This is a genomic window from Nonomuraea jabiensis (assembly GCF_014204795.1).
GTDB classification, from domain to species: Bacteria; Actinomycetota; Actinomycetes; order Streptosporangiales; family Streptosporangiaceae; genus Nonomuraea; species Nonomuraea jabiensis.
Window position 1 is genome coordinate 10729288 of the sequence record NZ_JACHMB010000001.1, and the last position, 12555, is coordinate 10741842.

Sequence of the window (12555 nt, forward strand, 5' to 3'; positions counted from 1 at the left end):
TTTCAAGGCCGAGGAACCCCCGTGCCCGCGCGTTCCTCGGCGTAGGCGCGGGCGCGTTCGGCCACCACGACGCTGTTCCCGCCCAGTGCCTTGCGGATCCACTCCCGCGCGCCGGCCACGGTCGTGCCCTCGCCGAGCACGGCCGCGACACCGGAGGGCCGGATCACGACCGTGTGCGCCGCGGTCACCGCCACGGACCCGCCGGACTCCTCGATCGTCCAGCGCAGCACGTGCAGCGTGGCCAGCGGCGGCAGCAACCGGTGCTTCTCCACGATGGCCCGGCCGGGGAAGCCGACCCGCACCGCCTCGGTGGTGCGGACCGGGCCGCCGGGACCCGCGTTGTCGATCTCGATGAACCGGCCGTGCGGGCCGGCGGGCCGGGCGGAGGCCGCCGCGACGTGCGGGACGACCCGCGGCCACTCCTCCACCCGGTGCAGGAAGTCGTAGACGTCGCTCGCCGCGCCCGCGATCCGTACGGTGTCGGCGAACTCCAGGTGCACCTCCGGCTGCCCGGTCTCCTCCTCGGCCGCGATCCGGACGGGTTCGAGATCGGCCTCGCCGCGCAGCCTGCTCTCGCCCTCGCCCAGCGGCTCGGCCGTCCAGGTCCCGCCGATCGGCGGCCCGAGGCCGTCGCTCTGGAACCTCACGGAGCCGGTGCCGCCGTCGTACCCGACGACGGCCTCGGCGATCTCGTCGTCGCGCAGCCACCACACGCGGGCACTCCCGCCGTCGATCGGCTCGGCGTGCACCACTGACGGGAAGACTCGCGGCCAGGCCGCCACGTCGGTCAGCAACCGCAGGACGGTCGTGGCGGGGGCTCGTACCGTCGTGCTCGGAACGTCTGACATCGCCGCCCCCTCAGTGGCCGTGCCGGAGCGTGACGGACACGTGATCGACCTGGATCGAGATGCCCTGCCCCCACAGCCGGTTGCTCTCCAGGCTCTCGTCGTCGTAGAACTCCGCGGGCGTCGGCGCCCCCACGCGCGGCGCGTAGTAGACGTCGGGCAGGCTCGACAGGCGCACCAGCCCCCGCCCGTCGCGGCCGGCGCCGTCGAGGAAGGTGACGGTGCTGAAGCCGCAGTAGAGCTGGCGCGGCTGGGCGAGCTGCGGCGTGCCGCCGTGGTCGGTGAGCAGGTATTTGCGGTCGAAGGCCGGCTCGCCGATGCGGTCGAGCCTCAGCACCCGCCGCCCGTCCACCACCCAGCTCACCACACCCGCGTCCTTGTCGAACTCGATGGCCAGGCTGTTGGTCTGTGACGGCACCCGCGGCGTGACGGGGATGGCGTAGAAGAAGGAGGCGTGGTTCTGGCCGGGCTTGGGCTGCCGGGCGTAGGCGGCGTAGATGAGCTGGTTGGTCACGAAGTACGTGAACACCGAGCCGGTCTCGGGATCGGCCGACTGCACGGTCGCCGAGGCCAGCCGTAAATCGCGGTCCGGGTCGCCGGCCAGGTTGCCGAAGGGGTGGCCGGCGGTGCCGAAGGTGCGCACCGCCAGCGAGACCTCGCACCTGAAGACCGAGCCGGCCGGCACGTCGAACCCGCGGAACCCGTTGGAGGAGGTGTGGTTGACCGTGGCCCCCCACTTGACCTCGTCGCTGGCGCCGAGCCCGCCGTCGTCCTCCTGCGGGGTGGTGTAGACGAAGGCGGGCTCGCCGGTGGCCGGGTTGGTGCCGGACGCACGTACGTTCAGCCCGTCGGCCGAAGTGGTGGGGATCCCGTCGCGGGCCACCACCCAGGTGTTCACCGTGTCGAAACCTGCGCGGAAGTCGTCATGGAAGAGACGCTCGACGCGTCCCGTGACCGTCGCGGAAGCCGGAGCGGCCATGACCGCGACCAGAGCCGCCGAGGCGAGGACGCTCCCCATCGCGCGGTACAGACTCCTCATTCATTCTCCCTGTTCTGAGCAGCCGAAGATCGGCCTTGCAGCGGAGATTGAACGGGGAGCCGGTCGAGGACGCGTCGAGCGCGACTCGACCTCGCTCGTCGACGGCCCGTATAACCTCGCTCAGCCCACCGTCAGCACGACCTTGCCGCGCCCGTGCCCGAGATCGACCCGCTCGTGGGCCTGGACGGCGTCCGTCAGCGGGAACGCGGTGGTCGGCAGGATCAGCTCCTTGCGCGCGGCCAGGCCGGCCAGGTGAGCGAGGGTCTCCACGGAGCGGGCGCCCGACAGCCGCCTGATCCCATGTTTCGCGATGGCCTCCTCGGCGTCGACGAGCGTGCCGATCCGCCGGCGATCCTGGACCAGCTCGACCGAGACGTCGGTGGCCTCGCCGCCGATCGCGTCGAGCGCCGCGTCCACCCCGTCGGGCGCGGCCTCCCGGATCCGGTCGGCCAGGCCGGGGCCGTAGGTGACGGGCGTGACGCCCAGCGAGCGCAGATAGTCGTGGTTGGCCTCGCCGGCCGTGCCGATCACCTTCGCGCCGCGCAGGACGGCGAGCTGGGCGGCGACCGTGCCGACCCCGCCCGCGCAGGCGTGGATGAGGAACGTCTCTCCGGCCGCCACGCCCAGCTCTTCGACGAAGCCGTACGCGCCCTGCCCCACCACGGACAGCGCGCCGGCGATCTCCCACGACAGATCCGCCGGCTTGACGGCGAGCTGGGTCGCGGGTACGACGATCACCTCCGCGTACGCGACGAGGAGCGCCCAGCCCAGCACCTCGTCACCCGCCGCGAACCCGGTCACGCCCTCGCCGACCGCGTCGACCACTCCGGCGAACTCGTTGCCGAGCCGCTGCGGGAACGCCGCGGGGAAGAACTCGCGCAGTTCCCCGGCACGGAGCTTGGCGTCGAACGGCGCCACGCCTGCGGCACGGATTCTGACCCGGACCTCGCCGGCGCCGGGCTCGGGCTCGGCGATGTCGATGGGGTGGAGCACCGTGGGGGCGCCGTACTCGGAGAACGCGATCGCAACAGGCACGTGAGACCTCCTTGAGGACATGCCGCGGGCCGCCCGGTGCGCCGGGCGGTGCGGGGATGCGGAACCACGGGCCGGCGCGGCGCTGCGCGGCCCGGTCGTGCGCGGGGCGGAGGGAGCGCCTCAGCCCGGGTCGGTGTCCGGCTCCTTGGAGCGGCTCTTCATCGCCTTCTCGATCTCCTGCCAGTCGGTGGCCGGCGCGCCCAGCCGGTGGGACCCCTCCGGGCGCAGGCCGTCCAGCACGATGCCGAGGAAACGGCGGCTGAGCGCGGCCGCCGTCTCGCCCTTCTCCGCGCGCCGCTCACGCAACGCGTGGAGCAGGGTGATGATGTCATCGGCGTTGACGTCGGGACGCACGACCCCGGCCTCCTGCGCGCGGTCCACGAGCGTCTGGATGGCCTCACGGGCCCGCTTGCTGGCGGCCAGCACGTCCTCGGTGATCTCGAAGGTGCCGGCGAGCCTGGGCGAGCCGTCCACGCCGGCCTCCACGCAGGCGGTGACGAAACCCTCGAACCCCTCCCAGGCGTCATCGACGACGAGACCGCGCTCGGCCTCCTGCCAGGTCTGCTCCATGTGCGCCAGCGACAGGGCGCGCATCAGGTCTTCCTTGCTCGGATAGCGCCGGTACAGAGTGCCCATGCCGACGCCCGCGCGCTCCGCGATGACCGACACCGGAGCCTCGGGCCCCAGCTCGACGAAGACGGCCCGGGCGGCGGCGAGAATGCGCTGGTCATTGCGGCTGGCGTCGGACCGGCGCGGCCCTCGTCCAGCGGTGCTCCCTCTCACATCCCGAGACTAACATAGAACGGAGCCCTCCACTCCGTGTACGGTGACCGGTATCGCCGCTCGCGGAAGAGAGGTCGTCATGCCTTTCCCGTTGCGTCTGGTCTCCCGCCGCCACGTGGACTACTGCCGGATCGCCGGCCAAGCCTGTCACTGACCCCGGCCCCTCCCCCAGCACGCCACCCGATCCCGGCGGCGACCGCCACCGGGCCGCTCAAGCGCGCCTTGAGTTCGCACGTTTCACGTTCTCGACAGGAGCTCCGACAAGTGACAGTCGTGTCACCGGCAGGCCGCGGCCTCTGCGCGGTCCTCGCCTTCGCCCTCACCCTCGCCGCGGCCGGCTGCGGCGGCTCGGCGGAAGGAGTGGGCAGCGCCGCCACCACCCCCCGCCCCGGCGGAACCCTCAAGATCGCCGTGTCCGAGGACCCGGTCTGTCTGGACCCGCCGCAGGCGAACTTCTCCTCAGCCGTCAACGTCATGCGCCAGCTCTTCGACACGCTCACCGACCAGGATCCCCGCACCGGCGAGATCAAGCCGTGGCTGGCCACCTCCTGGGAGATCGGCCCCAAGGCCACCTCCTTCACGTTCCACCTGCGTAAGGGAGTGACGTTCAGCGACGGCGCACCCGTGAACGCGGCCGCGGTCAAGGCGAACCTCGACGAGGTGGTCAAGCTGGGCGCGAAGTCGCTGTTCGCCTCCACCTACCTGTTCGGCTACAAGGGCACGACCGTGGTGGACGAGCACACCGCCCGGGTCGAGTTCAAAAGCCCCAACGCCCAGTTCCTCCAGGCGACCGCGACCACCTCGCTGGGGCTCAGCTCCCCGGCGTCGCTGGCCAAGCCGGCCGCCGACAGGTGCCGGGCGCCGATCGGCTCCGGCGCCTTCGTGCTGGACAAGCTGCAGACCAACCACAGCGTCACGGTGAAACGGCGAGCCGGGTACGCCTGGCCCTCGTCGCTGGCCGCCCACCAGGGTGAGGCGTACCTGGAGGCGGTGGAGTTCCGTATCGTGCCCGAGCAGGGGGTGCGTACCGGGGTGCTGACCTCCGGCCAGGTGCAGGCGATCACCGACGTGCAGCCGGTCACCGAGCGGCAGTTCCGGCAGGGCGGATTCCAGGTGCTGAGCCGCTACAACCCGGGCCTTCCGTACGCCCTCTACCCCAACACGTTCCGGCCGCTGCTCGGCGACGAGGCGGTGCGCAAGGCCATCAGCAAGGGCATCGACCGCAAGCAGGTGGTGGACGTGGTCCTGACGCCCACCTACCGCCCGGCGACCAGCATCCTGACCAGCTCCACCCCGGCCTACGTCGACCTCGGCAAGGACCTGGCTCACGACCCCGCCGGGGCCGCGGCGCTGCTGGACGGGGCAGGCTGGAAGCCCGGCCCCGACGGGATCCGGCAGAAGGACGGCCGGAAGCTGAGCCTGAACGTGTACTTCACCACCGGCTTCAACCCGAACACCACGATCCTCGAACTGCTGAGCCAGCAGCTCCGCAAGATCGGCGTGGATCTTCAGCTACGGCCGGTGGACGCGGCCGGGTTCGGCGAGGCCCAGGCGAAGAAGCAGATCGACTTCCGCTGGGGCAACAGCACCAGGGCCGACCCCGACATCCTGCGCACGGTCTTCTCCACGAAGTTCTCCGCCGCCGCCTACCTGCCGCCCACCGACCTCGACGACCGGCTCGACCAGGAGGTCAAGACGCTCGACCAGGCCGGGAGGGCCGAGGTGGTGGGCGAGATCCAGCGGACCGTCCTCGACCGCGGCTACGCCATCCCCGTCTTCGAGCTGGCCCAGGTCGTGGGGGTGTCGAAGGCGGTGCGAGGGCTGACCCTGGACCCGTCCGTACGGCTGCGCCTGCACGACGCCTGGCTGGCCTCGTGAGCGGCGGGGGCGCGGTGCCGCTGTCCGTCCTGGACCTGTCGCCCATCACCTCGGGCGGCACGGCGGCCGGCGCCCTGCGCGAGACCCTGGACCTGGCCCGCCACGCGGAACGGCTCGGCTACTCCCGCTACTGGATCGCCGAGCACCACCTGAGCCCCAGCGTGGCCGCCGCCGCCCCGGCCGTGCTGATCGCGCTGGTGGTCTCGGCGACCGACCGCCTGCGGGTCGGCTCGGGCGCGGCGCTGATCGCCAACTCCACGCCGTTGCTGCTCGCCGAGCAGTTCGGCACGATCGCGCAACTCCATCCCGGCCGCGTGGACCTGGGGCTGGGGCGTTCCGGCTCCAGGCGGTTCGCGGAGGTCGCGGCCGAGTCCGGCAAGGCCCCGCCGGGCGGGGTCCTGGCGACCGCTCCCGGCACGGTGGTGAACGGCGTCGTGATCCCCGCCAGGACCAGCGTCTCCTTCGACACCGAGCTGTTCCGGGTCAAGGCCCGGCTGCTCGGCCAGGTGGACGGCGCCGACGACGACTACTCCGGTCAGGTGCGGGACGTGCTGAGCTTCCTGCGCGGCGACTACCGCACCGACCAGGGGGTCGCCCTGCGGGCGCTGCCCGCGGAGGACGCCGACCTGCAGGTGTGGATCCTCGGGTCGAGCGCGGGGGCCAGCGCCGCGGCCGCCGGGGAGCACGGCCTGCCCTACGCGGCCAACTACCACCTGGGCGGGGCGACCGTGCTGGAGTCGGTGGCGGCCTACCGGGCGGCGTTCCGGCCGTCGGAGGGGCTGGCGAAGCCGTACGTGATGGTGTCGGCGGACGTGATCGTGGCCGAGAACGACGAGAGCGCCGCCCGGCTGGCGGCGCCGACCGCGCTGTGGGTGCTGAACATGCGACGGGGGCTGGCGACGGGGCCCTTCCCCAGCACGGCCGAGGCGGAGGCGCACGAGTGGACCGACGAGGAGCGGGCCTACGTGGCCGACCGGATCAGCACCCAGATCGCCGGCTCGCCCGCCACGGTCGTGTCGCGGCTGCGCCGCCTGGCGGACGTCACGGGGGCCGACGAGCTGCTCGTCACCACGATCACCGCACGTCACGCCGATCGCGTGCGCTCCTACGAGCTGCTGGCCAAGGCGTGGAAATGAGGGGCTCGATCGGCAGTCGAGTGAGCTTCGGCAGCGGCACCAGGGACCGGTACCACGATGGCGGCCACGAAGACCCTCCAGGAAGGAAAGAGCATTGGCGCAACCGGACAAGCACGAAGTAGAGCACCGGGGCACCGCGCACGCTCCGGCGAAGACCGTCTACGGTCTGCTCGCGGACCTGACCGTGTGGCCGCGGATCTTCCCGCCGATCGTCCACGTGGAGTATCTGGAGCGGACGGCGGAGCGCGAACGGGCCCGGATCTGGCTCCACGGCGGCCAGGACGTCCGCCAGTGGGTGGCGCTGCGGACCCTGGTTCCCGAGTCCTTGAGCGTCTTCTACCGGCAGGAGGTGGCCCAGCATCCCGTCGCCGACATGGGCGGCGGCTGGATCGTCGAACCGGACGGGCCTGAGCGGTCGCTGGTACGGCTGCTGCACGACTACCGGCCTGTCAGCGAGGACTCCGTGCCCTGGATCGACGAGGTGCTCGACAAGAACAGCGACGCGGAGCTGACCGCGCTGCTCGCAGCGGCCGGGCTGGAGCCCCGGGCGTCCGAGCTGCTGCTCGAACTGCAGGACAGCGTTCACGTGGCCGGCTCCGCGCAGGCGGTCTACGACTTCCTGTACGACGGGAGCAGGTGGCACGAGCACTTCGAGCACCTCGCCCGCTCGGAGGTCCGGCCGGCCGGCGAGGAGGCGCACCTCCTCGAACTGGAGTCCCCGGACAAGGACGGCAACCCGCACACCACCCGTCAGGTACGGGTCGGGATCCCCGGCCGGAAGATCGTCTACAAGCAGCTCGTGATTCCGCCCCTGTCGAGTGGGCACACGGGCGAATGGTCCATCGAGGAGCGCCCGGACGGCGTGGAGGTGACCGCGCGCCAGACCATCGTGATCCGCGAGGAGGGCATCGCCGAAGTGCTCGGCCCGGAGGTGAGCCTCGCCGACGGCCGGGCGTGGATCGAGCGGGCGCTGGGAGGGAACGCGCGCCTGATTCTGGAGCGGGCCAAGGCACACGTGGAATCGGCCTAACGGGAGATCGCCGCGGAATCGTTTCCGCGGCGATTCACGAGCGCTATCGAGAATCGGCGATAGCGCTATTCGGCGTTGGCCGGGGCGCGCCCTAATTAACCGGAGAATGCAACAGGTAAAATCTGAATCCACCTGCCAAGAAACGTGACAATCGATTGCGAACCACTTAGTATCCATATAACCCGCAAATTTGGTAGGGAAAGTTCTAAACAAGCCGCCGCCGAGGACCCGGGGCGGACGCCACAGAACGGAGGCCCGTCATGCACGTCAGGGTGCTAGGCGCACTGCATGTCGAACAAGACGGGGTCGACATCACTCCCAGCGCCCACAAACCCCGGCAGATCCTGTCGTTACTGGCGCTCAACTCCAACCGCGTCGTGCCGAACGCCGGTCTTATGGAAGAGCTCTGGGACGACAATCCGCCGCGCAGCGCGGTGACGACGCTGCAGACGTACATCATGCAATTGCGCAAAAGCATGGCCGGGGCAATGGAAGTCCCCACCTCCGTCGTCGTCAAGGAGAATCTGATCACGACCCCCGGCGGTTATCTGCTGCGACTGCCGCCCGAATCCATCGACCTGCACAGGTACGAAACGCTCGACGCGCGCGGGCGCGACGCGCTCGATGCCGACGACGTCGCCGAGGCCGTGCGGCTGTTCGACGAGGCGTTGCGGCTGTGGCACGGCACGGCCCTGGTCGACGTGCCGCCGGGGCCGCTGTTGCAGCGCGAGATCGTCCGCATGGAGGAGGCGCGGTTCGGCACCATCGAGAAGCGGATCGAGGCCAACCTCCGGCTCAACCGGCACAGCGAGATGCTCGGCGAGCTGCGCGCGCTGTGTATGGAACACCAGTTGCACGAGTCGCTCCAGGCGCAGTACATGATCTGCCTGCACCACTGCGGGCGGCGGGACGAGGCGCTGGCCGCCTTCCGCACGCTGCGCTGGAGCCTGATCAAGGAATTAGGGCTGGAGCCGTCGGTAAAGCTCCAGCGGCTGCACCGCGCCATCCTCGCCGACGACCCCATCCTGCACCGCACACCCTCCTTCTTCCGCCTGCCCCCCGCGCACGCCGGGACGCCGGAGCGGGCCAAGACGCCCACCCCGGTGAGCGTGAACGCCACCGAGAAGGAGGGCGGCGAGCGCGCCCGCGGCAAGCCGTCGCGCCGCCGCAAGGCGCAGCACCGGCGCCGGCGCGGCTAGAGGTGTCCCGGGTCAGGAACGGCGCACCCGGGCCAGCCAGCCCGGCACGTCCACCTCCCGCAGCGGGTCACGCGGGTCGAGGCAGGTGAAGGGAGCGGCCTGGATCTCCTCGACGTGCCAGCCGTCGCCGAAGGCCGTGCGGTAGTCGGCCTGCCCCGCTCCCGGAGGGAAGCCCTCGGTCGGCGTGTCGGAGAGCGACAGGACGTGCACCCGGGCCCCGGGACGGCAGGCCCGGTGCAGGGCGGCGGTGTAACGGGCGCGGGCCTCGCCGTCGAACAGGTGGAACAGGCCCGTGTCGACCACGGTGGCGTACCCTTCCCCTCGCCCGCCGAGGCGCAACGCGTCGCCGAGTTCGAACGTGGCCGCGATCCCGCGCTCCTCCGCCTTGGCCCGCGCCTCGCTGATCGCCGCCGGCGAGCTGTCGATCCCCAGCACGTCGTAGCCGAGCGCGGCCAGCAGCAGCGTGTGCTCGCCCGTGCCGCAGCCCGCGTCCAGCACGGGCCCCTCGATCAGCCCGGCGCGCTCCAGCCGGACCACGACCTCCTGGGGGTGCCCCACGTCCCAAGGCGGTGCCTGCCGCCGTGCCTTGGCGCGGTACGCCTCCTCGAAAGGGTCCTTCTCCCCCATCCCGTCTCCTCTCCCTCGCCGGCGCCGCCGGCGTCCTGTCCGCCGGCGGCGCCGATGCGCTTCCCACTTTCCCGCGACCCGGTAGAGCGGCCCTCAAGACGCCATGGATCACGTTGTGAGCGGGGTGACCCGTGCCCGCTCCAGCCGCGGTCGAGGCGGGCGCGAGCGCAGAACGCCAGCCTTCCGACGACATCTCACAGCGATCTCACAGCCGATCGGCTGCGGGCTGGAGCAGCAGCAGCCAGCACCACACGGGGAGCCCCAGACCATGGTGAAACGACGTGACCTGTTCAAGCTGGGCGCCCTCGCGGGCGGCGCCGCCATGATTCCCGTCCTCGCCTCCGAAGACACCGGTGTCCAGGCGTTCGCACGGCCCGCCGGTCACCGCCACCACGCCACCACCACGTTCTCGGGACGCGCCGCGGACGCCCCCGACCCCTTCACCGTGCCCCTGCCCCTGCCCCCGGCGCTCAAGCCGGCCGCCGTCCTGCCCGACGCCGACGTCTACCGCGTGACCACCCGGCCGGCGGTCGCCGAACTGCTGCCCGGCCTGCAGACACCCGTCCTCACCTACGGCGGCTCGTACATCGGGCCCACCATCCGCGCCACGACCGGGCGCCGGGTGATCGTGCACCACACCAACACGCTCGACATGGGCACCGCCGTGCACCTGCACGGCGCCCACGTGCCCGCCGCCCACGACGGCTTCCCCACCGACCTCATCAACCCGGGCACCACCCGCACCTACGAATATCCGAACCGGCAGGCGGCCGCGACGCTGTGGTACCACGACCACGCCCACCACATGGAGGCCGAGCACGTCTATCGCGGTCTGCACGGCTTCTACCTGTTGGAAGACCCGGCCGAGCGCTCGCTCAAGCTGCCCAAGGGCGCGTACGACATCCCGATCATGCTGACCGACGCCCGCTTCGCCGACGACGGCAGCCTCGTCTTCATCATGGACGACTCGGGCAACCGCACGACCCTCCTCACCAACGGCCGCCCGGCCCCGTACCTGCCGGTGGCGGGCCGCCGCTACCGGCTGCGCCTGCTCAACGCCAGCAACATGCGGGTGTTCCGGCTCCAGCTCGCCGGAGGCGAGGAACTGGTGCAGGTCGCGAGCGACGGCGGCCTGCTGCCCGCCCCGGCGCCCACCGGAACGATCACGCTGAGCGCGGCCGAGCGGGCGGACGTCGTCGTCGACTTCTCCCGCTATCCGGCGGGCACCCGACTGGTCCTCAGCGACACGCTCACCGGTCTGCCCGTGCTGCGCTTCGACGTGGAGGGCCGTGTGCGTGACGACAGCCGGGTCCCCTCCGTGCTGCGCCCGGCGGCCCCGCTGCCCCCGGCCACGACCGTGCGCGACGTGACGTTCGCCTACGACTTCGCCCTCGGCTGGTTCACCATCAACGGCAGGCTCTTCGACCCCGACCGGGTGGACTTCACGATCAATCGGGGCAGCACCGAGATCTGGCGCATCCACAACTCGACGAGTCCCATCGGGGTGCCGCACAACCTGCATGTGCATCTCGTCCAGTTCCGGGTCCTCGACCGCAACGGCGTGCCGGCCGGGCCGGCCGAGCAGGGGCCGAAGGACACGGTGTCGGTGGCGCCGGGCGAGACCGTCCGAGTCCAGGCCACGTTCACCGATCACCTGGGCCGGTACGTCTTCCACTGCCACCAGCTCGACCACTCCAGCATGGGCATGATGGCGGTGTTCGAGGTCGTCTGAGCGGCAAGGCCGGGAGGGGCGCTCACCCGGCCACGCCCTCGATGAGGGAAGTACCCCCGCAACGGCAAGGTCGCCTCCGTCACGAGATGACCGCCCGCAGGACGGAGCCGAACGCTCCGGGCCGTTGCGGCTGCCACTGGGCCGCGGCGTCGGCTGCGCCGTCGCTGGGGGATTCGAGGCCGTACCAGATCAGGCATGGCTTCAGGGTTACGGCGAGAATCAGTCTGTCGGTACGTCTTCGCCGGCCCAGCCGTTGATCGGCATCGATCATCGCCTAAATCCTACCTGTTTAATTGGAATATTCTAGGCGCACAAGCGGTAGGAGGTCCGATGCCCAAGGCATATGTGTTCACCCAGTACGGCGGCCCGGAAGTGGAGGCGTTCGCCGAGGTCGAGCGGCCGGTCCCCGGTGCCGGACAGGTCCTGGTCTCGGTGCGGGCGGCCGGGGTCAATCCCGTCGATTGGAAGAGGCGGACGGGCTACCGTCCGCCGGGCGCCCCGGCCGCCGACTTCCCAGCCGTGTTCGGGGGCGAGGTCTCCGGGGTGGTCGAGCAGGTCGGGGACGGCGTCGAGGAGTTCGCGGTCGGTGACGCGGTCTTCGGCAACCCCGTCAGCGGCGGCTACGCGGAGTACGCGCTGCTTCCGGTCGGGCTGACCGCGCGCAAGCCCGACGGCCTGTCGTTCGCGGACGCGGCGACACTCCCCATCGCGGCGGCGACGGCGTACGACGGCGTACATCAGCTGGCGCTCCCACCCGGCGCCACCCTGCTGATCATCGGCGTCGGGGGCGGGGTCGGGGTGGCGGCGGCACAGATCGCGCGGCACACCGGTGTGAGGGTGATCGGCACTGCCAGCGCCGGCAAGAAGGACTTCGTCGAGGCGCTCGGCGCGGTCCACGTCGAGCCGGGACCGGGTGCCGCAGACCGGATCCGGGACGCCGCGCCGGAAGGCGTCGACGCGATCTATGACCTGGTCGGCGGCAGCGCGCTGGAGGAGGTGGCCGGCGTACTGGCGGATCGGTCGAAGCTGATCACCGCGGCCGACCGGGAGACGGTCGCGCGGCTCGGCGGCTCACCGGTCCAGCGGGTCCGTGACCGGACGGTGCTCGACGCGGTTGCGAACCTGGCCGTGGAGGGGGTGCTGCGGCCGTTCGTCACCCTGACCTTCCCCCTTGCGCAGGCACCCCAGGCGTTGCGCACGGTGGAGGGCGGCCACGCGCGCGGCAAGATCGTGATCGAGCTCGGCGCATGA

Annotated in this window: 12 protein-coding genes; 6 read left to right on the top strand and 6 right to left on the bottom strand. The window is 71.4% G+C overall.

Annotation, left to right across the window (positions count from 1 at the left end; genetic code table 11):
- Positions 1–2: 2 nt before the first annotated feature.
- The 4 genes from HD596_RS49135 to HD596_RS49150 form a co-directional block, all read right to left on the bottom strand.
- Entirely contained in the window at positions 3–848 is an 846-nt protein-coding gene (locus tag HD596_RS49135; protein WP_185076190.1) for an SRPBCC family protein, read from the bottom strand.
- Positions 849–858: 10 nt separating this feature from the next.
- The gene (locus HD596_RS49140) at positions 859–1884 is read right to left on the bottom strand and encodes a DUF6081 family protein (RefSeq protein ID WP_185076191.1); all 1026 of its coding nucleotides are present in this window, start codon (positions 1882–1884) and stop codon (positions 859–861) included.
- A 120-nt stretch (positions 1885–2004) separates the two neighbouring features.
- Entirely contained in the window at positions 2005–2919 is a 915-nt protein-coding gene (locus tag HD596_RS49145) for an NADP-dependent oxidoreductase (protein ID WP_313046528.1), read from the bottom strand.
- A 120-nt stretch (positions 2920–3039) separates the two neighbouring features.
- Entirely contained in the window at positions 3040–3702 is a 663-nt protein-coding gene (locus tag HD596_RS49150) for a TetR/AcrR family transcriptional regulator (protein ID WP_185076193.1), read from the bottom strand.
- Between the two features lie 264 nt (positions 3703–3966).
- Here HD596_RS49150 and HD596_RS49155 point away from each other — a divergent pair, with 264 nt between their 5' ends.
- The 4 genes from HD596_RS49155 (at position 3967) to HD596_RS49170 (ending at position 8945) form a co-directional block, all read left to right on the top strand.
- On the top strand, positions 3967–5580 hold the full coding sequence (locus HD596_RS49155) for an ABC transporter substrate-binding protein (RefSeq protein ID WP_185076194.1): 1614 nt from the start codon (positions 3967–3969) through the stop codon (positions 5578–5580).
- On the top strand, positions 5577–6716 hold the full coding sequence (locus tag HD596_RS49160) for an LLM class flavin-dependent oxidoreductase (RefSeq protein WP_185076195.1): 1140 nt from the start codon (positions 5577–5579) through the stop codon (positions 6714–6716). The genes HD596_RS49155 and HD596_RS49160 overlap by 4 nt, the downstream gene beginning before the upstream one ends.
- A gap of 94 nt (positions 6717–6810) precedes the next feature.
- Positions 6811–7746: an aromatase/cyclase gene (locus HD596_RS49165; RefSeq protein WP_185076196.1), complete on the top strand. Its 936-nt coding sequence runs from the start codon at positions 6811–6813 to the stop codon at positions 7744–7746.
- Positions 7747–8006: 260 nt separating this feature from the next.
- Positions 8007–8945: an AfsR/SARP family transcriptional regulator gene (locus HD596_RS49170; RefSeq protein WP_185076197.1), complete on the top strand. Its 939-nt coding sequence runs from the start codon at positions 8007–8009 to the stop codon at positions 8943–8945.
- Positions 8946–8957: 12 nt separating this feature from the next.
- Here the strand turns inward: HD596_RS49170 and HD596_RS49175 are convergent, their stop codons facing one another.
- A complete protein-coding gene (locus HD596_RS49175) occupies positions 8958–9572 on the bottom strand; it encodes a class I SAM-dependent methyltransferase (RefSeq protein ID WP_185076198.1) in 615 nt (204 codons plus the stop codon).
- Between the two features lie 268 nt (positions 9573–9840).
- On the opposite strand from HD596_RS49175, the gene HD596_RS49180 reads away from it, so the two are divergent.
- Entirely contained in the window at positions 9841–11304 is a 1464-nt protein-coding gene (locus HD596_RS49180) for a multicopper oxidase family protein (RefSeq protein WP_185076199.1), read from the top strand.
- A gap of 79 nt (positions 11305–11383) precedes the next feature.
- On the opposite strand, the gene HD596_RS49185 is transcribed toward HD596_RS49180, so the two are convergent.
- Entirely contained in the window at positions 11384–11575 is a 192-nt protein-coding gene (locus HD596_RS49185; protein WP_185076200.1) for a hypothetical protein, read from the bottom strand.
- 59 nt (positions 11576–11634) lie between these two features.
- Here HD596_RS49185 and HD596_RS49190 point away from each other — a divergent pair, with 59 nt between their 5' ends.
- Complete coding sequence (locus HD596_RS49190; RefSeq protein ID WP_185076201.1) at positions 11635–12555, top strand: NADP-dependent oxidoreductase; 921 nt, start codon at positions 11635–11637, stop codon at positions 12553–12555.